Annotated in this window: 25 protein-coding genes; 8 read left to right on the forward strand and 17 right to left on the reverse strand. The window is 69.4% G+C overall.

The genetic code is table 11. The features are described from left to right. Positions 1–141 precede the first annotated feature (141 nt). Positions 142–1,065 (forward strand): class I SAM-dependent methyltransferase, encoded by a 924-nt coding sequence (locus tag AC0KS4_RS20625; protein ID WP_238956817.1) that lies wholly within the window; start codon positions 142–144, stop codon positions 1,063–1,065. 14 nt (positions 1,066–1,079) lie between these two features. Here the strand turns inward: AC0KS4_RS20625 and AC0KS4_RS20630 are convergent, their stop codons facing one another. Next, the gene (locus AC0KS4_RS20630; protein WP_225328675.1) at positions 1,080–1,754 is read right to left on the reverse strand and encodes a GNAT family N-acetyltransferase; all 675 of its coding nucleotides are present in this window, start codon (positions 1,752–1,754) and stop codon (positions 1,080–1,082) included. Between the two features lie 110 nt (positions 1,755–1,864). On the opposite strand from AC0KS4_RS20630, the gene AC0KS4_RS20635 reads away from it, so the two are divergent. Beyond that, positions 1,865–2,947 carry an IS110 family RNA-guided transposase gene (locus AC0KS4_RS20635; protein WP_238956818.1) on the forward strand — a complete coding sequence of 361 codons (1,083 nt, stop codon included), beginning with the start codon at positions 1,865–1,867 and terminating at the stop codon, positions 2,945–2,947. Positions 2,948–3,240: 293 nt separating this feature from the next. Here AC0KS4_RS20635 and AC0KS4_RS20640 read toward each other — a convergent pair whose 3' ends face one another. Further along, on the reverse strand, positions 3,241–4,611 hold the full coding sequence (locus AC0KS4_RS20640) for a xylulokinase (RefSeq protein WP_238956819.1): 1,371 nt from the start codon (positions 4,609–4,611) through the stop codon (positions 3,241–3,243). Positions 4,612–4,641: 30 nt separating this feature from the next. Between AC0KS4_RS20640 and AC0KS4_RS20645 the strand changes: the two genes are divergently transcribed. After that, positions 4,642–5,622 carry an NAD(P)-dependent oxidoreductase gene (locus tag AC0KS4_RS20645; protein ID WP_238956820.1) on the forward strand — a complete coding sequence of 327 codons (981 nt, stop codon included), beginning with the start codon at positions 4,642–4,644 and terminating at the stop codon, positions 5,620–5,622. Beyond that, the gene (locus AC0KS4_RS20650; protein ID WP_238956821.1) at positions 5,619–6,281 is read left to right on the forward strand and encodes an L-fuculose-phosphate aldolase; all 663 of its coding nucleotides are present in this window, start codon (positions 5,619–5,621) and stop codon (positions 6,279–6,281) included. The genes AC0KS4_RS20645 and AC0KS4_RS20650 overlap by 4 nt, the downstream gene beginning before the upstream one ends. Here AC0KS4_RS20650 and AC0KS4_RS20655 read toward each other — a convergent pair. Further along, positions 6,278–7,510, reverse strand: a complete 1,233-nt coding sequence (locus AC0KS4_RS20655) for a zinc-dependent alcohol dehydrogenase (protein ID WP_238956822.1) — start codon at positions 7,508–7,510, stop codon at positions 6,278–6,280. The two genes, AC0KS4_RS20650 and AC0KS4_RS20655, sit on opposite strands and share 4 nt — an antisense overlap. Further along, positions 7,507–8,283: an SDR family NAD(P)-dependent oxidoreductase gene (locus AC0KS4_RS20660; protein ID WP_238956823.1), complete on the reverse strand. Its 777-nt coding sequence runs from the start codon at positions 8,281–8,283 to the stop codon at positions 7,507–7,509. The genes AC0KS4_RS20655 and AC0KS4_RS20660 overlap by 4 nt, the downstream gene beginning before the upstream one ends. 97 nt (positions 8,284–8,380) lie before the next feature. On the opposite strand from AC0KS4_RS20660, the gene AC0KS4_RS20665 reads away from it, so the two are divergent. Genes AC0KS4_RS20665 through AC0KS4_RS20675 form a run of 3 tightly spaced genes read left to right on the forward strand, consistent with a single transcriptional unit; the run spans position 8,381 to position 11,151 of the window. Beyond that, positions 8,381–9,325, forward strand: a complete 945-nt coding sequence (locus AC0KS4_RS20665) for a class I SAM-dependent methyltransferase (protein ID WP_238956824.1) — start codon at positions 8,381–8,383, stop codon at positions 9,323–9,325. Continuing rightward, positions 9,318–10,226, forward strand: coding sequence for a class I SAM-dependent methyltransferase (locus AC0KS4_RS20670; RefSeq protein WP_238956825.1), 909 nt, complete (start codon positions 9,318–9,320; stop codon positions 10,224–10,226). The genes AC0KS4_RS20665 and AC0KS4_RS20670 overlap by 8 nt, the downstream gene beginning before the upstream one ends. Before the next feature lie 10 nt (positions 10,227–10,236). Then, positions 10,237–11,151: a class I SAM-dependent methyltransferase gene (locus AC0KS4_RS20675; RefSeq protein WP_225328666.1), complete on the forward strand. Its 915-nt coding sequence runs from the start codon at positions 10,237–10,239 to the stop codon at positions 11,149–11,151. Positions 11,152–11,159: 8 nt separating this feature from the next. On the opposite strand, the gene sppA is transcribed toward AC0KS4_RS20675, so the two are convergent. Further along, a complete protein-coding gene (gene sppA / locus AC0KS4_RS20680) occupies positions 11,160–12,959 on the reverse strand; it encodes a signal peptide peptidase SppA (protein WP_238956826.1) in 1,800 nt (599 codons plus the stop codon). 38 nt (positions 12,960–12,997) lie between these two features. Between sppA and AC0KS4_RS20685 the strand changes: the two genes are divergently transcribed. Then, a complete protein-coding gene (locus tag AC0KS4_RS20685; RefSeq protein ID WP_238956827.1) occupies positions 12,998–13,936 on the forward strand; it encodes an LLM class flavin-dependent oxidoreductase in 939 nt (312 codons plus the stop codon). 11 nt (positions 13,937–13,947) lie between these two features. Here AC0KS4_RS20685 and rplO read toward each other — a convergent pair whose 3' ends face one another. The 12 genes from rplO to AC0KS4_RS20745 form a co-directional block, all read right to left on the reverse strand. Then, positions 13,948–14,388, reverse strand: coding sequence for a 50S ribosomal protein L15 (gene rplO / locus AC0KS4_RS20690; RefSeq protein WP_225328663.1), 441 nt, complete (start codon positions 14,386–14,388; stop codon positions 13,948–13,950). Next, entirely contained in the window at positions 14,385–14,603 is a 219-nt protein-coding gene (gene rpmD / locus AC0KS4_RS20695) for a 50S ribosomal protein L30 (protein WP_225328662.1), read from the reverse strand. The genes rplO and rpmD overlap by 4 nt, the downstream gene beginning before the upstream one ends. Next, on the reverse strand, positions 14,600–15,280 hold the full coding sequence (gene rpsE / locus AC0KS4_RS20700) for a 30S ribosomal protein S5 (protein ID WP_225328661.1): 681 nt from the start codon (positions 15,278–15,280) through the stop codon (positions 14,600–14,602). The genes rpmD and rpsE overlap by 4 nt, the downstream gene beginning before the upstream one ends. Before the next feature lie 37 nt (positions 15,281–15,317). Beyond that, positions 15,318–15,686, reverse strand: a complete 369-nt coding sequence (rplR, locus tag AC0KS4_RS20705; RefSeq protein WP_008260609.1) for a 50S ribosomal protein L18 — start codon at positions 15,684–15,686, stop codon at positions 15,318–15,320. Positions 15,687–15,727: 41 nt separating this feature from the next. After that, on the reverse strand, positions 15,728–16,267 hold the full coding sequence (rplF, locus tag AC0KS4_RS20710; protein ID WP_008260611.1) for a 50S ribosomal protein L6: 540 nt from the start codon (positions 16,265–16,267) through the stop codon (positions 15,728–15,730). 11 nt (positions 16,268–16,278) lie between these two features. Then, positions 16,279–16,677, reverse strand: a complete 399-nt coding sequence (gene rpsH / locus AC0KS4_RS20715; RefSeq protein WP_008260619.1) for a 30S ribosomal protein S8 — start codon at positions 16,675–16,677, stop codon at positions 16,279–16,281. A gap of 191 nt (positions 16,678–16,868) precedes the next feature. Then, on the reverse strand, positions 16,869–17,054 hold the full coding sequence (locus AC0KS4_RS20720; RefSeq protein WP_003873499.1) for a type Z 30S ribosomal protein S14: 186 nt from the start codon (positions 17,052–17,054) through the stop codon (positions 16,869–16,871). Between the two features lie 3 nt (positions 17,055–17,057). Further along, the gene (gene rplE, locus AC0KS4_RS20725; protein ID WP_064937345.1) at positions 17,058–17,621 is read right to left on the reverse strand and encodes a 50S ribosomal protein L5; all 564 of its coding nucleotides are present in this window, start codon (positions 17,619–17,621) and stop codon (positions 17,058–17,060) included. Next, positions 17,621–17,938, reverse strand: a complete 318-nt coding sequence (gene rplX, locus AC0KS4_RS20730; RefSeq protein WP_008260626.1) for a 50S ribosomal protein L24 — start codon at positions 17,936–17,938, stop codon at positions 17,621–17,623. Before rplX ends, rplE begins: the two co-directional genes overlap by 1 nt. Then, the gene (gene rplN, locus AC0KS4_RS20735) at positions 17,939–18,307 is read right to left on the reverse strand and encodes a 50S ribosomal protein L14 (RefSeq protein ID WP_003403649.1); all 369 of its coding nucleotides are present in this window, start codon (positions 18,305–18,307) and stop codon (positions 17,939–17,941) included. A gap of 229 nt (positions 18,308–18,536) precedes the next feature. Continuing rightward, a complete protein-coding gene (locus AC0KS4_RS20740) occupies positions 18,537–20,024 on the reverse strand; it encodes an HNH endonuclease signature motif containing protein (protein WP_472408529.1) in 1,488 nt (495 codons plus the stop codon). 30 nt (positions 20,025–20,054) lie between these two features. After that, positions 20,055–20,945: a formylglycine-generating enzyme family protein gene (locus AC0KS4_RS20745; RefSeq protein ID WP_225330084.1), complete on the reverse strand. Its 891-nt coding sequence runs from the start codon at positions 20,943–20,945 to the stop codon at positions 20,055–20,057. Between the last annotated feature and the right edge of the window lie 56 nt (positions 20,946–21,001).

Genomic DNA, 21,001 nt, shown 5'->3' on the forward strand with positions numbered 1-21,001 from the left:
TTTCCCGCGGCCGCTGGAAATGCTCCGACCGGGCATCGGTTGCGACGGCCGCGGGGCGCAGGAAAAAGCACAGCAACCCGTCAGGCGATGAGCGTAGAGTGCGTCTGGCTCGTTGCACTTGCTAAGTAACTCGGGAGCAGTATGACACGCACTGACCAAGACAGCTGGGACTTGGCCTCGAGCGTCGGCGCCACGGCCACGATGGTCGCCGCGGCCCGCGCGCTGGCCAGCGGGGGGACCAATCCGATCATCAACGACCCGTTTGCCGCGCCGTTGGTGCGGGCGGTCGGCCTGGATTTCTTCCGCCGCCTGGTCGACGGTGAGGTCACCGAGTCCGAGGCCGACGAGGCGTCCGGAGGCGGCGCGAAGGACCTGGCGCTGGAGACCGATTCGATGGCGGTGCGCACCCGCTTCTTCGACGACTTCTTCCTCAATGCCGCCCGCGACGGGATCCGCCAGTCGGTGATCCTGGCCGCCGGCCTCGACGCTCGCGCCTACCGGCTGGGCTGGCCGCCCGGCAGCGTGGTGTACGAGGTCGATCAGCCCAAGGTCGTCGAGTTCAAGAGCGCGACCCTGGCCAGCCTGGGCGCCGCCCCGTCCGCCGGCCGGCGGACCGTCAGCGTCGACCTGCGCGAGGACTGGCCGGCGGCGTTGCGCGGCAGCGGTTTTGACGCGACCCGACCGACGGCGTGGAGCGCCGAGGGCCTGCTGATGTACCTGCCGCCCGACGCGCAGGACCGGCTCTTCGACAACATCACGGCGCTCAGCGCGCCCGGGAGCAAGCTGGCCACCGAATATCACCCCGACAACGGGACGGCGATGTCGCAACGCGCGCGGGAGTTCAACGACAGGTGGGCCAGAGTCGGCTGCGACATCGACCTTTCGGGGCTGTTCTTCGACGGCGAGCGCAGCAACGTCGTCGACTATCTCACCGGCCGCGGGTGGCAGGTGACCACCCGGCCGCGCCGGGACCTGTTCGGCGACTACGGCCTGAAATTTCCCGACGACGATGAGACGGCGCAGCACCCCAACATCGTTTCGGTCACCGCGACATTGGGCTCGTAACCGCGATCCCGCGCCTAGCGCTCGGCGGGGGGTTTGGCCGCGGGCGCGCGCACGACCATCGGGACCGCGGGAAAACACCACGCCATCTCCGACCGCGACTTGCGCAGCGCGGCGGTGCCGTAGCCCCGCTTGCGGTAATCGGGGTGAATCCAGATCCGCACGTTGACCTCGCCGCGGACCAGCTCGCCGAACACCATGCCGACCTTCTGGCCCGAGTCGACGGCCACGAACCACGCGGCCTCCTCGTCGTCGACGCGTCCTAAGGCCGCGCGGATCTCGTCGTCCACGTTGCCCGCCGGCCCACCGGAGCCGTCGCCGGCCGCGCCGATCTCCTCGGTGCGCACGGCGAAGATGTCGCGGTCGGTCGCGGCGGAGAAGGGCCGCAGCTCCAGGGTCTCCCCCGAGCTCGCCGGGCGCTCGCCCAGGGTGAAGCTCAGCTGCTTGTTCAGGTCTTCGAGTTCGGCGAGGATCTTGCGCCGCGAGTCGATGGTGAGCTGATCGAACGACATGCCCATCACCGCCTCGGCGGCCAGGTGGGACGTGTCGAGCAACCGGACGATCGCCTCGACCGCGGCCGCCCTGTTCTCTGATTCCACGATGGCGTCGGCGATTTCGTGCCGCCGCTCCACGGCTTTCGACAGGGCGTCGGCGATTTCTCGGCGGGTGGCTTTGCGGTCGTGGTCGGTCATTGCACCAGCCTAGACGGTATGGGTGGGCTGGGGCCTCGCTCAAATGTGATCGTGGGTTGCCGTCAGGAAGTGGGTCCTGGCCGGTAGAGCCACAGATTTGGGAGGCCCCAGTGATACGTCAGCGTACGAGTGTTGGCTTGGATGTGCACGCACGATCGGTGTTCGGGTGTGCGTTGGATGGTGAGACCGGCGAGGTGATCGAGCGCCGGATGACTCCGCACCACGGGGAGATCCTCGAGTGGGCTCGGTCGTTGCCGGGGCCGGTCAATGCGGTGTATGAGGCGGGACCGACGGGATTTGGGTTGGCGCGGGCTTTGCTCGCGGCCGGGATCGACTGCCAGGTGTTGGCGCCCTCGAAGCTGATCCGGCCCGCTGGCGATCGGGTCAAGACCGATGCGCGTGATGCGCGGCACTTGGCCCGGCTCCTTCATCTGGGCGAAGTGGTGTCCGTGGCGATTCCCTCGCCGGCCCAAGAGTCTGCCCGAGATCTGGTCCGTGCTCGCGAGGATTGCCGCGGCGATCTGATGAGCGCGCGCCACCGGATATCGAAACTGCTTCTGCGGCAAGGGATTGTCTACCACGGCGGTGAAGCCTGGACGAGTAAACACGAACAATGGTTACGTCAACAGCAGTTCGGCAATGTCGGCCAGCAGGCGGCGTTTGACGCCGCATTCGATGCGATGCTGGCCACCGTTGATCGCCGCGACAGGCTCGATCACGCGATCGCCGAGATGGCCGCCGACTCGGAGTTCACCGGCGTCGCCGGCCGCCTGCAGTGCCTGCGAGGAATCTCCACACTGACTGCATTCGGTTTGGCCGTCGAGATTGGTGACTGGACCCGCTTCACCGGCCGCACGATCGGCGCCTACGTCGGCCTGGTCCCTACGGAGTATTCCTCTGGCGATACACGCGCTCAGGGCGGGCTGACCAAGACCGGCAATGGTCATGTCCGTCGATTGCTGATCGAGTCGGCTTGGCACCACCGCAAGCCCTACCGGCCCAGCCAACGTCTGCGACGCCGCTGGGCGACGGCCACACCTGCCCTGCGGGCGCGCAGTCAGGCCGCCAATCGACGCCTGCATACCCGCTGGGTCCGCTTCGATCAGCGTCACAAACGGCCAGTGATCGCCAACGCCGCGATCGCTCGTGAACTGGCCGGCTGGTGCTGGTCGGTGGCCGTTCTCGACGGCTAAGTAACCACAATTGTCCCGACAGAGTCGACGACGCAGGCAAAGCGTTTGACTGAGCGACACGCGTCAGTTCTATGAGGAGATACATTGCAGCGCAACGCATCTACCCTCGACCCTAGACCAGCGAACCGCTCATGCCGAAAGTCCCGTCCTGCGGTAACCAACCCGCGCATATCAGACTGACCCAGCGTCGACACGACGCCGCGTCAAACTCTATCGGGCCAAACGAAGCGGCGGCCGCGACGACGGTCGTGGCCGCCGCTTCACCCTGCCACTTGACAAAGCAGCACCCCATATCAGAACGGCGGTGGTGCCACCGCGCTACACCGGCGGTCTGCCAGCTGCAGGAACCGCTGGTAGCGGTCCTCGACGGCGGCCGCCCAGGCGGGGTCGGGCTCCACGATGCGCTCGGTGCGCACCCACCGGGCCGCATCGGCGATCGTCGTCTCCAGCCCGGCCGCCATGCGCGCCAGGAAGGCCGCCCCCAGCGCGGCCCCCTCCGCCACCGCGGACACCTCGACGGGGCGCCGGGTGGCGTCGGCGATGGCCTGCAGCCACGGCCCGACCCGGGTGCCACCGCCGGTCGCGACGATGCGCGACACCGGCGCGGCGCTCAGTTCGATCAGCTGGCGCACCACGAAGCCCGACGCCTCGTAGGCGGCCCGCCGCACCGCGGCGGCGTCGTGGGTCAGATCCAGCGCCTCGAGCATGCCGCGGCGATCCGGGTCGTGGAACGGGCTGCGCTCACCCCGCAGGTAGGGCGCCCACACCGGGATGCGGCCGGGTTCGACGGCCGTCGGATCCGCTTGTGCCACAACGCGATCCACCCAGCCGAGGAACAGCCCGCCGGCGTTGCTCGCCCCGCCGATCTGACTTTTGCCGGGCGTGGTGTGGGGAATGGTCCACAGGCCGGGCATCTGCCGGGCCTCGGAAATGGTCGTCCACACGATCAGCGTGGTGCCGCACATCACCAGCACGTCGCCGTCGCGGTCGGCGCCGGCCACGATCTGTTCGCACAGCGCGTCGATGGCGCCGGTGGCCAGCGCGGCGCCGGTGCCGCGCACCTGCCCGACGACGGCTCCCATGCTTTCCACCCGCGGCAGCTGCTCGGCGCGCGCGCCCCGCTCGGCGCACGCAGCGGGGTCCCAGCCGGTCCCGTCGAACAAGGGGAACGCCGTGGCGGCGGTGGCGATGTCGATCACGGCCTGGCCCGCCAGCGCGTGGTTGGCCACCGCCGGCGCGGGCCAGTAGCCGGCGGCCTCGGGCGCCTGGGCGGCGGTCCAGCGCAAGAACTCGGCGGCCTCGCCCAGCGCAGGCAGCGGCTGTGCTTGTGGGCCCGGGCCGCCGGGGGTACGGCCCCGGCCGTCGCCGTACAGCAGCCCGGGCGTGATCGGCGTGCCCGCGGCGTCGACGGCGGTCATCGACGGCACCATCGCCGAGACGGCCACCGCCGCGGCATCGGTCCGGTGGGCCAGTTCGTTCAGGGCCGCCGACGGCCCCCGCCGCCACGCCGCGTCGGCGTCGTGCTCGAGCCGGTCGGCCGCCGGGACCCGCAGCTCGTGGGGAATGCGCACCCGCGCCGTCACGTTGCCGTCGGCGTCGGCGGCTATCGCCTTGACCGCGGTGCTGCCGACGTCGATGCCGATTGTGACGTCTTTGCGTGACACGCGCGTCACCGTACGCCAGCATTGGCACTCGTGACGTCTAAACCGCGCGCCTTGGTCACGGCGCCGCTGCGGGGGCCGGGCTTCGCCAAGCTCCGGGAGCTGGCCGACGTGATCTATGACCCCTGGATCGAACAGACCCCGCTGCGCATCTACAGCGCCGAGCAGCTGGCCGAACGGATCGCGAGCGAGGGCGCCGAAATCGTGGTGGTGGAAAGCGATTCGGTGCGCGGCCCGGTGTTCGCCCAGGGGTTGCGCGCGATCGCCTCCACCCGCGGCGACCCCAACAACGTCGACGTCGCCGGGGCCACCGCGGCCGGCATCCCGGTGCTGAACACCCCGGCCCGCAACGCCGACGCCGTCGCCGAGATGACGGTGGCCCTGCTGCTGGCCGCCACCCGCCACGTGCTGCCGGCGGACGCGGATGTGCGCAGCGGCAACATCTTTCGCGACGGCAGCATCCCCTATCAGCGTTTCCGCGGCGGCGAGATCGCGGGGCGCACCGCCGGGCTGGTGGGCCTGGGCGCCGTCGGCCGCGCCACTCAGTGGCGGCTGTCCGGGCTGGGCCTGCGGGTCATCGCCCACGACCCGTACAACCCCGACGCGCGCCACGGCCTCGACGAGCTGCTGGCCGAGGCCGACATCGTGTCCCTGCACGCGCCGGTCACCGACGACACCGCCGGCATGATCGGCGCCGCCCAGTTCGCGGCCATGCGCGACGGCGTGGTCTTCCTCAACACCGCGCGCGCCCAGCTGCACGACACCGACGCGCTCGTCGACGCCCTGGTCGCGGGCAAGGTGGCCGCCGCGGGCCTGGATCACTTCGTCGGCGAATGGCTGCCGGCCGACCATCCACTGGTGGGGATGGCAAACGTCGTGCTGACACCGCACATCGGCGGCGCCACCTGGAACACCGAGGCCCGGCAGGCGCAGATGGTGGCCGACGACCTCGAAGCGCTGTTGAGCGGCGACGCGCCCGCCCATATCGTCAACCCGGAGGTGCTGAGGCGATGACGTCCGTGAAATGCGTCGACAATGCGGAGACCGCGGTGCTGGACGCGGCCAAGGACATGCTGCGCCGGGGCCTGGTGGAGGGCACCGCAGGCAACATCTCGGCGCGCCGCGCCGACGGCAACATCGTCATCACCCCGTCGTCGGTGGACTACCGCGACATGCAGCTCGACGACCTCGTGCTGGTCGACCCGGGCGGCTCCGTGCTGCAGGCGGCCGACGGCCGGTCGCCGTCCTCGGAGATGCAGCTGCACCTGGCCTGCTACCGGGCCTTCGACGACATCGGCAGCGTCATTCACAGTCATCCGGTGTGGGCCACCATGTTCGCCATCGCCCACGAGCCGATCCCGGCCTGCATCGACGAGTTCGCGGTGTACTGCGGCGGGGACGTCCGGTGCACCGAATACGCCGCGTCCGGGACCCCCGACGTCGGGACCAACGCGGTCTCCGCACTCGAGGGCCGCGCCGCCGCGCTGATCGCCAACCACGGGCTGGTGGCCGTCGGACCCCGGCCGGACAAGGTCCTGCACGTCACCGCGCTGGTGGAGCGTACCGCCCAAATCGTTTGGGGCGCACGCGCTCTCGGCGGCCCGGTGCCGATCCCCGAGGACGTCAACCGCAACTTCGCCGCGGTCTACGGCTATCTGCGCGCCAACGCCTAGCGCTGATCGATCCCGACCTTCACCGCGCCGCTCTCGCCCTGATCGGCGATCGCCAAAAACGCGTCACGCCAACGCTCTAACGCGAAGGTGTGGGTGAGCATCGGGCGCAGGTCGATGTGTCCGGCGCCGGCCAGGTCGAGGTAGTGGGCGATGGCGTGCTTGCGCTGCCCGTCGACCTCCTCGACGCCGAATGCGTTCGAGCCCACCAGGGAGATCTCTTTGAAGTAGAGCGGGCTGTCCTCCCAGCGGCCGGGCGCGTGGACGCCGGCCTTCACCAGGGTCCCTCGCGAGCGCAGGACCCGGACGCCCACCTCGAAGGTCTCGGGCTTGCCGACCGTGTCGTAGACGACATCGACCGCGCCGGGGTGGGCCATCGGCAGACCCAGCAGCGGCCGGCGCAACCGGCCACCGCCCCACGCCACGAGCTCTTCGATGAGGTCCGAACGCGGCTCGTGCGCAAGGACTTTGGCGGCGCCGAACCGGCGCGCCAACTCGGCCTGGGCGCCGAAGCGGGCCACGACCGCCACGGCCACACCGGGATACAGCGCCCGCAGGATCGCCACCGCGCACAACCCCAGCGAACCGGCCCCGTACACCAGCACCGAGCCCGTGTCGGGCGGCGGGTGGCGGGTGATCGCGTGCAGGGACACTGAGAACGGGTCGGCGAACACCGCCATCTCGTCGGGAATCGAGTCCGGCACGGCGAACAGCATGCTGTCGTGGGCGGGCATCAATTCGGCGTAGCCGCCCGTCACGTCGGCCGAGACGCCGATGTGGATGCCGGGCTTGATGTCGCCGTCGGTGAAGCTCCAGCACAGGCTGTAGTCGCCGGCCTCGCACGCCGGGCAGGGCGGCGCGATGCCGCGCGGCCCGCAGGACAGCCACGGGTTGAGCACCACCCGCTGCCCCACCTGCAGGCCGCGTGCCCTCGGGCCCAGCGCCACGACGTCGGCGACCACCTCGTGGCCCATGACTTGCGGGAACGAACAGAACGCGGACATGGCGTTGTCGGCGTCGCCTTCGCCGAAGTCCATCAGGATCTGCTTGGAGTCCGACCCGCAGATGCCGGTCAGCCGCGGCCGGGTGAGCACCCAATCCCCGTGCGGCAGTTGCGGATCCGGTACCTCGCGCAGTGCGGTCGGAGTGCGGGCGAGGTTCTGGGCCAGCGCGTTGGCGCGCTCGGGGACCTCGAAGGGCTCCGGCGGCACGCCGTAGACCAGTGCCCTCATGGCGCAGCCATCCCGGCCGCTCCGGCGATGAACGCGTCGAGGTCGGCGTTCTTGGCGTCGACGACCGCCTTCATGTCGGGAAGGTAGTGCTCGAACTTCTCGTCGCTCAGGGCCGCGATGATCCCGTCGGCCACTTCCTCGGCGGCGACCTTGGGCCCGCGGTAGAGGGGTTCCTCGCTGCCCGGGTGGTCCCAGATCTCGGTGTCCACCGGGCCCGGCTCGATCAGCTTCACCGAGATCGCGGAGCCGTGCAGGTCCACGGCCATCGCCTCGCTCCACCCACATAGCGCGAATTTGCTTGCACAGTAGGCGCTTTCGTGGATTATCCCGAGCCGGCCGCCCACGCTGGACACGTTGACGATCATGCCCGTTCCGCGCTCGCGCATCCGCGGCAACAGGGCCAGCGTCAGGCGCACGGGGGCGAAGAAGTTGACCCGCATGACGTCTTCGACCTCGTCGGCATCGAGCGCGGTGACCGGCCGCCGCTTCGGGGTGGCCGCATTGTTGATCAGCACGTCGATGCCGCCGAGCTCGGCCCAGGCGGCCGCCGCCAGGTCGCGCAGCGCGGAGGTGTCGGCCAGGTCGGCCACCCACATCGCCGACCCCGGGGCTGCGCGGCGGCAGTCAGCCAGGACCTCGGCCAGCCGATCCCGGCGGCGCGCGATCAGCCCGACCACCGCGCCCCCGCCGGCCAGCCGCCGGGCCAGGGCCGCGCCCAATCCCGACGAGGCGCCCGTGATCAACACCCGCTTGCCCGCCGGCTCGTACGCCATCAGTCAAGGTTGCCGCGAATCCCGGGAAGCGTACAGTGGGGGAAGCTTGTTATATCGGCTAAGTATTAGATTGACTACCTCCGATAGGGGCACAACCATGACTTCCACCAGGTACGAGGGCGACACCTGGGACCTCGCCTCCAGCGTCGGCGTGACCGCCACCATGGTCGCGGCGGCCCGCGCGATGGCGACCCGCGCCGAGCGCCCGCTGATCACCGACCCGTTCGCCGAGCCGCTGGTCAAGTTGGTCGGGGTCGACCTGCTCTCCCGGCTGGCGAGCGGCGAGCTCGACCCGGCCGAGCTGAACGACGTCCACGACGGCACTGTGGGATCGGCCGGGGCGATGTCGCGGATGGCCGACAACATGGCCGTGCGCACCAAGTTCTTCGACGAGTTCTTTCTGGACGCCACGAACGGCGGGATCAAGCAGGCGGTGATTTTGGCCTCCGGGCTGGACGCGCGCGCCTACCGCCTCGCCTGGCCGGCCGGGACGGTGGTCTACGAGGTGGACCAGCCGCAGGTCATCGAATTCAAGACCCGCTCGCTGGCCGAGCTGGGCGCCGCCCCCACCGCCGAGCGGCGCGTGGTGGCCGTCGACCTGCGCGACGACTGGCCCGCGGCGCTGAAGGATGCCGGATTCGACCCGACCCAGCCGACGGCGTGGAGCGCCGAGGGCCTGCTCGGCTACCTGCCGCCGGACGCCCAGGATCGCCTGTTGGACACCATCACCGAGCTGTCCGCGCCGGGCAGCCGGCTGGCCACCGAGAGCGCGCCCAACCCGCAGCCCGGCGACGACGAGAAGCTCAAGGAGCGCATGCAGGCGATCTCCGAGCGCTGGCGAGCGCACGGCTTCGACCTCGACATGGCGGGGCTGGTCTACTTCGGCGAGCGCAACGAGGCGGCCCCCTACCTGGCCGCTCACGGGTGGCGCCTGAACAGCGCCAGCATCCGGGATCTGTTCGCCGCCAACGGGCTTGACCCGCTCAGCGACGACGACATGCGGATGGGCGAGATGCTCTACACGAGCGGCACCTATGAGTGAGGGGCGCGCCGAGGGCGACAGCTGGGGACCTGCACACAGCGTGGGGGCGACGGCAACCATGGTCGCCGCCTCCCGCGCGGTGGCGTCGAAGGGACCCGATGCGCTGCTCGACGATCCGCTGGCCGAGCAGTTGGTCCGCGCCGTCGGGCTGGATCCCTTCATCCGGATCATCGACGGCGAGATCGACTTCGAGGACGATCCGCTGTTCAACCGCAGGGCCCGGGCCGAGCAGATCACGGTGCGCACCAGGTTTTTCGACGACTTCTTCCTGGACGCGACGAACGCGGGCATCAAGCAGGCGGTGATCCTGGCTTCCGGCCTGGACACCAGGGCCTACCGCCTGCGGTGGCCGGCGGGCACGGTGGTCTACGAGATCGACCAGCCCGACGTCATCGCCTTCAAGACGGACACGCTGGCCAGCCTCGGCGCCGCCCCCACCGCGCAGCGCCGCACGATCAGCATCGACCTGCGCGACGACTGGCCGGCGGCCTTGCGCGAGGGCGGTTTTGACGTCACCCAGCCGACCGCGTGGAGCGCCGAGGGGCTGCTGCCCTACCTGCCGCCCGAAGCCCAGGACCGGCTGTTCGACAACATCACCGCGCTGTCCGCGCCGGGCAGCCGGGTGGCGACCGAACACGTGCCCGACCCCAACGCGTTCTCCGACGAGCGCCTGCGCCGCATCTCCGAGCGGTGGCAGCGCTTCGGCTTCAACCTAAACGCGGCCGACCTGTTCTACCGGGGCGAGCGCAACGTCGTCGTCGACTACCTGAACGGCCACGGCTGGCAGGTGAGCGTGCATCCCGCCCGGGAGCTGTACGTCCGCAACGGGTTTGAGTATCCCGAAGACGAGATGGCGGCCACCTTCGGCGACCTGAGCTACGTCGCCGCGACGCTCAAGTAAGGTTCTTTGCATGCCACGCACTCACGACGACAACTGGGATCTGGCGTCCAGCGTCGGCGCCACCGCGACCATGGTCGCGGCCGGGCGCGCGATGGCGACGAAGGATCCGCGGGGCTTGATCAACGATCCGTTCGCCGAGCCGCTGGTGCGCGCGGTCGGCGTGGATTTCTTCACCAAGATGATGGACGGCGAGCTCGACATCGATGCGATCGAGAACGCGTCGACGGTGCGCATTCAGGCGATGATCGACGGAATGACGGTGCGCACCAAGTACTTCGACGACTACTTCATGGACGCCGTCGGCACCGGGGTGCGTCAGGTGGTGATCCTGGCTTCCGGCCTGGACGCGCGCGCCTACCGGTTGCCGTGGCCGGACGGCACGGTGGTCTACGAGATCGACCAGCCGCAGGTGATCGAGTTCAAGACGACGACGCTGGCCGGCATCGGCGCCGAACCGACCGCCGATCGGCGCACCGTCGGCATCGACCTGCGGGCGGACTGGCCCACCGCGCTGAAGGACGCCGGCTTCGATACGGCGGCACCGACGGCGTGGTTGGCCGAGGGCCTGCTGATCTACCTGCCGCCGGACGCGCAGGACCGGCTGTTCGACAACATCACCGCGCTCAGCGCGCCCGGCAGCACCATTGCCACCGAATTCGTGCCCGGCATCGTGGATTTCGACGCCGAGAAGGTGCGGGAGATGTCCGGCTCGTTCCGGGACCACGGCGTCGACATCGACATGGCGTCACTGGTCTACGCCGGCGAACGCAACCACGTCGTCGACTACCTGTCGAGCACCGGGTGGCGGGCCGAGGGCGTCACCCGCACCGAGCTCTTCCAGCGCGGCGGCTTCGACGTGCCCGCCCCGGAGAACGACGACCCGCTCGGTGAGATCGTCTTCATCAGCGGCAAGCTCGCCGGCTAGCTGAAACCCTAGAGCCGCCAGGGCCCCACCCACAGCGCGCCGGCGCCGCTGAAGGACCGTTCGACGTTGTCCACGATGCCGCCGATGGTGCGGCCCAGCAGCGCGCCCAAGGCGTCGGGCAGCGATGCGGCGGCCGGTTGCGAGGACGCACGGGGGCGAAGCATGTCCAGCAGCGAGCCGCCCGGGTAGGTGACGATGCGCACGTCGGCGTCCTCGTCCAGTCCGGCAAGGATTTTCGCGCGACGCAGCGCGGTTCGGAACCCGCCCAATTCGTCGACCAGGCCCCGCTCCAGCGCGTCGGCGCCTGTCCAGACCCGGCCCCGCGCCACCCGGTCGACGGCATCTCTGGTCAGGTTGCGGCCGTCGGCGACGCGCTCCACGAAGTCGGCGTAGAGCAGGTCGGCCTCGGCCTCCCGGTGGGCGCGCTGCGCCGGCGTGAACGGTGTGTCGATCGCCCAGGCGTCGGCATTGGCGTTGGTGCGCACGGTGTCCGAGCCGACGCCCAACCGCCCCAGCAGATCACGGATCACCAGCTTGCCGGTGAGCACGCCGATCGACCCGGTGATCGTCGCCGGGCTGGCGACGATCGCGTCGGCCGCCACCGCGATGTAGTAGCCGCCCGAGGCGGCGACCGCCCCCATCGACGCCACCACCGGCTTGCCGCGCTTGCGGGCCCTTTTCACCTCGCGCCACAGGGTTTCCGACGCGGTGACCGAGCCGCCGGGGCTGTTGACCCGCACCACGATCGCGGACACCGAATCGTCGGCGGCGGCTTCCCGCAGCGCGGGCGCGATAGTGTCGCTGCCGACGGTGGAGGAGCCGAACGGCAGGAACTGGGGTCCCCCACGCCCGTCGACGATCGTGCCGTCGACGTTGATGACGGCGACCGTCGGCTTGGGTCGGCGACCCGGTACCGACGGCACCGACGGGATCAACCGCGGCCGGGCCGCACCGGCGTAGCGCGACAGATAGAGCCGGGGTGGCTCGTCCTCGTCGGGATCGTCTCCTGAATGGTCTTGCGGCCCAACCAGTTCCGCGATACGGGCGTAGGCCTCGTCACGGAATCCGATCCGGTCGACCAGCCCCGAGGACACGGCCTCCTCGCGCAACAGCGGCGCGCGGTCGGCCAGGGCGTCCAGGGCAGCAGCGTCGAGCTTGCGTGATTGCGCGACCGCCTGCCACACCTGTTCGCGGATGCTCTCGAGCATCCGGGTGACGGCCTCCCGGTGGGCCTCGGTGAAGCCGTGCTCGGTGAAACGGTTTGCCGCCGACTTGTATTCGCCGCGCGCGACGACTTCGGCCTCGATGCCGGCCTTGTCGAACGCGTCGCGCAAAAAGGTGGCGTTGCTGGCGAAGCCGATCAGCGCGACGCTTCCCGCGGGCTGCATCCAGACCTCGCCGAAGGCCGAGGCCAGGTAGTACCCGAGCGTGCCCGGGTAGGTCTCGGCCCAGGCCAGTGACGGCTTGGCGGCGGTGAACGCGACGATGGCCTCACGCAGCTCCTGCACCGCGGCCGACGGCGATGCCGTCAGTTGCACGCGGGCGATCAGCCCGGCGACCCGCGGATCCTCGGCCGCCCGGTAGATCGCGGACACCGTGTCGCGCAGCGATACCTGTCGGCTCCCCCCGGTGATCATCGCCAGCGGGTCGAAGCCCGTCGTCTCCGGCGGCACCGAGCGCAAATCCAATTCGAGCACGCAGCCGTTGGGGACGCCGTGATGACGGGCGGTGTCGACCCGGTCGGCCAGCGCGCGGAGGTCGTCCGCCCCTTTTGACAAGCCGGGTATCGAGGGCAGGAAAGCGAACATGCCTGCAGACTACCGAGCGGCCACCGTACGGTGGTCCGGTGAGGTTTTCCATCGCCATTCCGCAGTTCGACGACGACGGCTCCGGCGAGGCTTTCGACGCCGCGGGCCTGCGGTCCTTCCTCACCCGCGCCGAGGAGCTCGGCTTCGAGGGCGGCTGGGTGCTCGAACAGATCATCGGACCCGCGCCGCTGCTGGCCCCGCTCGAGCTGCTGGCCTATTGCGCCGCCTGCACCGAGCGGCTGCGCCTGGGCGTCGGCGTGCTGGTGACGTCGCTGCACGAGCCGCTGCAGTTGGCCTCGGCGATCACGGCCGTCGACCGACTCAGCCACGGCCGCCTCGACGTGGGTGTCGCGCCCGGTGGCGGTCGGCGGAAATTCGCCGCCTTCGGCGTGGACAAGGACACCTTCATCTCGTATTTCACCGAGGGGCTGGAGCTGATGAAGGCCGCCTGGTCCGACGAGCCCCGGGTGACGTTCCACGGCCGGTTCCGCGAGGTCGACGACCTGCCCATTGCGCCCAAGCCGGTGCAGCGGCCGCACCCGCCGATCTGGTTCGGGGGCCTGGCCCCCAAAGCGCTGGCCCGCGCCGTGCGGCACGGCGATTCGTTCCTGGGCGCCGGCTCGTCGACCACCGAGGCGTTCGCCGGGGCCGTCGGCGTCGTGCGCCGCGAGCTCGACGCGCAGCGTAAGGACGCCGCCGGGTTCACCATCGCCAAGCGGGTCTACCTGACGGTTGACGACGACGCCAGCAGGGCCCGGGAGCGTGTGCTCGCCGGGCTGGACCGCATCTACGGGCGGATGCCGGGCGTGCAGGACGTGCCGGTATCGGGCACGCCCGACGACGTGGCCCGCGGGCTGCGTGAGGTCATCGACGCCGGGGCGCAGATGCTGTTACTGAATCCCGTCGGCACCGGGGTCGGCGAGAACCGCGAGCAGATGGAACGCCTTGCCGCGGAAGTGATTCCGCAGCTGACGTAGTTGCGCGAGGCCTACAGCTCGGTGGCGGAACCGCCGGCGGCGGTGATCTTCTCGCGTGCGCTGCCGCTGAACTTGTGCGCGGTCACCTCGACCTTGACGGTCAGCTTGCCGTCGCCGAGCACCTTGACCAGAGAGTTCTTGCGAACCGCGCCCTTGGCCACCAGCTCGTCCACGCCGATCGAACCACCCTGCGGGAAAAGCCGATTGAGGTCGCCGACGTTGACGATCTCGTACTCGGTGCGGAACCGGTTACGGAACCCCTTGAGCTTTGGCAGCCGCATGTGGATCGGCATCTGTCCACCCTCGAAGGTGGCCGGCACGTTCTTGCGCGCCTTGGTGCCCTTGGTGCCGCGGCCGGCGGTCTTGCCCTTGGAGCCTTCACCGCGACCGACGCGGGTGCGGGCCGTCTTCGACCCGCGCGCGGGCTTGAGATCGTGCAGCTTGATCGTCATTTCTTGCTACCTCCGGTGCCGGCGGCCTTCGCCTCGGCCGGCTCCACCTCGACGAGGTGGCTGACCACCGCGATCAGGCCGCGGGTCTGTGGGTTGTCCTCGCGGATCACCGAGTGGCGGATCCGTCGCAGGCCCAGGGTGCGCAGGGACTCACGCTGCTTCCAGCGGGCCCCGATGGTGCTGCGCACCTGGGTGATCTTCAGTTGACTGCTCATGGTTGGGTCCCCGAAATCTGCGCCTCACGTGCCGCGGCACTGGCCAGCGCTTCGCTTTCCCGTCGCGCCTTGAGCATTCCGGCCGGGGCAACGTCCTCGATGGGCAGGCCGCGACGAGCCGCGACCTCCTCGGGGCGCTGCAGCAGCTTGAGCGCGGCGACGGTCGCGTGCACCACGTTGATGGCGTTGTCGCTGCCCAGCGACTTGGCCAGGATGTCGTGCACGCCAGCGCATTCCAGCACGGCGCGGGCCGCGCCGCCGGCGATCACACCGGTACCCGGGCTGGCCGGGCGCAGCAGCACCACTCCGGCGGCCGCCTCACCCTGCACCGGGTGCGTGATGGTCCCGCGGATCAGCGGCACCCGGAAGAAGCCCTTACGGGCCTCCTCGACGCCCTTGGCGATGGCCGCGGGGACTTCCTTGGCCTTGCCGTAGCCGACCCCGACCATGCCGTTGCCGTCACCGACGATCACCAGCGCGGTGAAGCTGAATCGCCGGCCGCCCTTGACCACCTTGGAGACGCGGTTGATCGCGACGACCCGCTCCAGGTAGTTGCTCTTGTCGCCGTCGCGGTCGCGGCCACGACCGCCCTCGCCGCGCCGACCGCGGCTGTCGCGGTCACCGCGCGAGTCACGGCTGTCGCCGGCGCCTTGTCCGCCGGCCGGCTGCTCCGCCATTATGCGGTCCTTCCAGTCGTGTACACGTTCTCAGTCATCAGAATTGCAATCCGTTCTCGCGTGCGGCATCGGCCAGCGCCGCGATCCGTCCGCCGTAGGTGTATCCGCCACGGTCGAAGACCACGCTGTCGATGCCGGCGGCCTTGGCGCGCTCGGCGATCAGCTGGCCCACCCGCACGCTGCGGGCTTTCTTGTCCCCCTGCAGGCTGCGCACGTCGTCCTCGATCGACGACGCGGCGGCCACAGTGGTCCCGTTCTCGTCGTTGACCAGTTGCACGTGAATGTGTCGCGCGGACCGGTTGACCACCAGCCGGGGACGCTGCGGGGTGCCCTCGATCTTCTTGCGCAGCCGGGCGTGCCTGCGCAGCCGAGAGACGCGCCGGGTCGCGGATACGCTCTGCCCCACCGGCTTTCGCGCGGCGGTGCCAGCTTGTGATTGCGCCATGATTACTTACCTGTCTTTCCGACCTTGCGGCGGATCTGCTCACCCTCGTAGCGCACGCCCTTGCCCTTGTAGGGGTCGGGGCGACGCAGACGGCGGATGTTCGCCGAGATCTGGCCGACCTTCTGCTTGTCGATCCCGGTGATGGTGAACTTCGTCGGCGACTGCACGGCGAACGTGATGCCGTCCGGCGCCTCGATCACCACGGGGTGGCTGTAGCCCAGCGCGAACTCGAGGTTGGAGCCCTTGAGCTGCACGCGGTAACCGACGCCGAAGATCTCCATCTTGGTGGTGTAGCCCTGCGTCACGCCGGTGACCAGGTTGGACACCAGGGTGCGCGAGAGCCCGTGCAGCGAGCGGTTGCGCCGCTCGTCGTTGGGGCGGGTGACCACGATCGCGCCATCGTCGTTGCGCGCCACGGTGATCGGCTCGGCCACGGTCAAATCCAGGGTGCCCTTGGGCCCCTTCACCGAGACCTTCTGGCCATCGATCGTTACGTCGACTCCGGCGGGAACCGGAACCGGTTGCTTACCAATACGCGACATCTCTTACCCCCTCACCACACGTACGCGAGGACTTCGCCGCCCACGCCCTGCCGGGCTGCCTGGCGGTCGGTGAGCAGACCCGAGGACGTGGAGATGATCGCCACACCCAGGCCGCCGAGCACGCGCGGCAGATTGGTGGATTTCGCGTACACCCGCAGACCGGGCTTGGACACGCGGCGCAAACCGGCGATGCTGCGCTCCCGGCTCGGCCCGTACTTGAGCTGAACGATCAGCGACTTGCCGACCCGAGCATCCTCGGTGCGGTAGTCGCTGATGTAGCCCTCGCTCTTGAGGATCTGGGCGATGTTGGCCTTGAGCTTCGAGTGCGGCAACGTCACCTCGTCGTGATACGCCGAATTGGCGTTGCGCAGACGGGTCAAGAAGTCTGCGATCGGGTCCGTCATAGTCATCGAGCGCCACTCCTCTTCATCGCTGCGCTCTGCATCGTCGCTGTCGCAGTCATCGAGCGCCACTCCTCTTCATCGCTGCGCTCTGCATCGTCGATGTCGCAGTCATGACAGTGTCTGTCACCTTCCTCGCGGTGGTTCCCGGTCCGGGCCTGTCGCGCACTTTTTCTGAGTTGGTCTGGGGGTTTCGGCTGTTACCAGCTGCTCTTTTGCACGCCGGGCAGCTCGCCCGCGTGCGCCATCTCGCGCAGGCAGATCCTGCACAGGCCGAATTTGCGGAAGACCGCGCGGGGCCGGCCGCACTTGTTGCAGCGCGTGTAGCCGCGGACCGCGAACTTCGGCTTGCGTGCGGCCTTGTTGACCAGTGCCTTCTTTGCCATCGCTTAGTTCTCCTTGAAGGGAAAGCCGAGGGCCCGCAACAGCGCCCGTCCTTCTTCGTCGGTCGTCGCCGAGGTGACGACGTTGATGTCCATGCCGCGGACCCGGTCGATCTTGTCCACGTCGATCTCGTGGAACACCGACTGCTCGGCCAGCCCGAACGTGTAGTTGCCGACACCGTCGAACTGCTTGGGCGAAAGGCCGCGGAAGTCGCGGATACGGGGCAGCGCGATCGAGGTGAGGCGGTCGAGGAACTCCCACATCCGGTCCCCGCGCAGGGTGACCCGCGCGCCGATCGGCATGCCCTCACGCAGTTTGAACTGCGCGATGGACTTGCGGGCGCGACGGATCTCGGGCCGTTGCCCTGTGATCAGCGCCAGGTCGCTGACGGCGCCATTGATCAGCTTGGCGTCCCGCGCGGCGTCGCCGACACCCATGTTGACGACGACCTTGGTCACCGTCGGGATCTGCATGACGTTGCCGTAGCCGAATTCCTTGTGCAACGCATCGCGAATCTCGTTGCGGTAGCGCTCTTTCAGGCGCGGCTGCGCTTTTTCTGCAGTAGTCATCAGATGTCCTTGCCGTTGCGCTTGGAGATGCGGACGCGCTTGCCGGTCTCCTCGTCGACCCGGTAGCCGACACGGGTGGGCTTGCCGTCCGAGTCGACCACCATCACGTTGGAGGCGTCGATCGGGGCTTCCTGGGTGACGATTCCGCCCGACTGGGCTCCGCGCTGGTTGGTCGAAATCGCGGTGTGCTTCTTGATCGCGTTGACACCCTCGACCAGCACCCGGTTGCGCTCGGGGTAGACCTTCAGCACCTTGCCCTTGGCGCCCTTGTCCTTACCCGCGATCACCAGGACGGTGTCGTCCTTTTTGACCTTCATCTACAAAACCTCCGGAGCCAGCGAGATGATCTTCATGAATCGCTTCTCGCGCAGTTCGCGGCCGACCGGCCCGAAGATGCGCGTCCCGCGCGGGTCGTTGTCGGGCTTGATGATCACCGCGGCGTTCTCGTCGAATTTGATGTAGCTGCCGTCGGGACGCCGGCGCTCCTTGACCGTGCGCACCACGACGGCCTTGACGACATCCCCACGCTTGACGTTGCCGCCGGGGATGGCGTCCTTGACGGTGGCGACGATGACATCGCCGATGCCGGCGTAGCGTCGCGACGAACCGCCCAGCACACGGATGCACAAGATCTCCTTGGCGCCGGTGTTGTCGGCGACCTTCAGCCGCGATTCCTGCTGAATCACTCGATCTCCTGACCTGGTTGCGTGTGCACGACAGGAGACCCACCTGAGTGGGCATTCGGCGGGCATGACCCACCAAAAAACCTGACGTGCGCGGTCTTTGTCACCGAAAGGCACGCGGGGCCGATTCGCACCGGCCGAGGTCTGCCCAAGGCAACCCCTAGAGTCTAGGGGACGACCAGCTCAGAGCCAAATTCTGCCAGGACGCGATCCAGATGAGGAGATTGCGCACCTAAAACGGTGGCGGATCGTCGTCGGGACCGTAGACGGCGGGCCAGGAGCAGGTCGCCGACGGGGGCCGCCGGGCCAGCCGGGCGTCGCGGTTGTGTTTGCGTTCGGTGGCGATGCGGGTGCGGCGGCGTTGGGGCATCATCGCGGCACGCTCGGCGCAGAGTTCGGGTCGGGGTGCCGCGGGCGGCGGGGGCAGCTCGCCGGTGGGTGCGCACAGGCTGGGGAACAGCAGGGCGCTGCCCGGGGTGCTCACATAGGTTTGACCCGCCGGGGAGGTCCAGATCAGCGTGCCGTCGGGCAGTTGCTGGTCGCGCCAGCCCCAAAACGTTTTCACCAAATGATGCGTCCGGCACAAAGCCTTGAGGTTCGACGCGTGGGTGGGACCGCCGGCGGTGTACGGGATCGTATGGTCCACATCGCAGGCGGTGGCCGGGCGATCACAGCCGGGCCAGCGACACGTCAGATCCCGACACCGCACGAAATCGGCCAACGCCTTCGAGGGCACATACCCCGCCTCCGGGGCGGCGTCGCCGGGATGGGTCAGCGGCACCAGCCGGGCCGAGGCCGCCAACTCGGCAAGTAGTTCGGGCGGGATCAATCCCTCGCCACCCACCTCGCACCCCTGGGTTGCGCCGGTGCCGGCCAGGGTGGCCTGCTCACCGATCACATGGATCACCACCGGGCCCGCGGCCCGACCCCCCGCCGCACAATCCGGGCGCCCGCAGCGACACCCCAACCGATCGGCATCGGCGGCCAACGCCCCCAACGCATCAGCGCGGCGCTGCTCACGGCTGCGCGGGTCATGTACACACACCGTGGCCGCCAACCCATCCAACCGTTTGTCCAGGGCGTGGGCGTCCGGGGCGTACAGGGTGCCCTCCAGATGCGCCAGCCCGTCGCCCATGTCGGCCATCCACACCTCGCGGCCCGCCGCACGCTCCTGGCGCCGGCGCACCGCATCGACGTCCGCGCGCGCGACCACCTTGTCCACCGCCGCGGCCAGCCGGCCCTGACTCAGCGACGGCCACCGACCCACACAGCCCGCCAACGCCGCGTCCACCGCCCCCAGCACCTCGCGGTCGGTGATCAGATCGGTGCGGAACACGATCGTCTGAAACATCCGGTAATCGATATCCCCGGCGGCAAACACCGCCCCCACCTTCGGCAACCGCTCCCGCATCGCCCGCGCATAACGCACCCGACTCGCCGCCAACCCGTGGCCGATCCGCAACTGCGCGCCCACCTCCGCGGCCACCGCCGCCTCGGTATCCACCGCCCAGCCCTCGGTCTCCGCACACCGTGAGAGCCGGTAGGCAAACAACTCCCCGATCGCCACCAACTGCGCCGCGGCCGCCCGATTCTCCACCCGCCCCGCCACACCGATCCACTCCAGCAGCGCCACCGACTCCCGGGTCGACGACGGATAACACCGCTCGATCAGCTCATCAAACTCGGCGATCACCGCACGCCGCCGCGCCTCATCGAACATGTGTTCGAGTATGCCACGCGCGTCCGACAACTAGGCTGACGGCGAATCCGCCACGCAGCGAAACCCGATGTGGGTGGTCGCGGAGTCCTGCGATTGCGGCGACCGGGCCGCCGGGCGATATCGGTGGCAGTACTCCGGCGCACACAGGTGGCTGCCGCCCTTCAACGCCTGGCTGACGGACGGATCGGCGCGGCCCGCCGGGGTACAGCAGGCCTTCGGCGGCGAATCGAGCCGGTGATGCGGGGAGAACTCGGTGGCGGTCCATTCCCAGACGTTGCCGATCATGTCGACGAGGCCGAACGCATTGGGCGCAAACGTGCCGACCGGCGAGGTCCCCACCCAGCCGAGCGCCCCGTCATTGCGGTAGGGGAAGCTGCCCTGCCAGGTGTTGGCCATCAGCCGGCCATCGCGGGTGGGCTCCTCACCCCACGAGTACGTCGTCGTCGTCCCAGCGCGGGCCGCGTACTCCCACTCGGCCTCGGTCGGCAGCCGCCGCCCCGCCCAGCGCGCGTAGGCGGCCGCGTCGGGATAGGCGACCTGCACCACCGGATGATCGCCGCGGTCCGCCACGTCGCTGTCGGGGCCGAACGGATGACGCCAGCTCGCGCCCGGCACCCACTGCCACCACTGTCGCCAGTCACGCAGGTCCACCGGCCCCGGCGTCGGTCGGAAAACCATTGCGCCCGGGCACAGATCGTCGGGATCCGCCCCGGGGTACAGCGCCGGGTCGATCGGTTGCTCGGCCACCGTCACATACCCGGTGGCGTCGACGAATTCGGCGAACTGCGCATTGGTCACCGGGTGCCGTTCCACCGCGAGGGCACCCACCGTGACGCTATGGATCGGCGCCTCTTCGGGGTAAAAGCTGGTCGAGCCCATGCGGAATGACCCGCCGGGGAGGTCGACCAGTTCGCTCAGCACCAGTCCAGGGTAGGACGAACTCTGTTCGACTGATCCGGGCATCGCCGGCGCGCGCC

This window comes from Mycobacterium sp. NTMscope_MAC_12 (genome assembly GCF_976985675.1).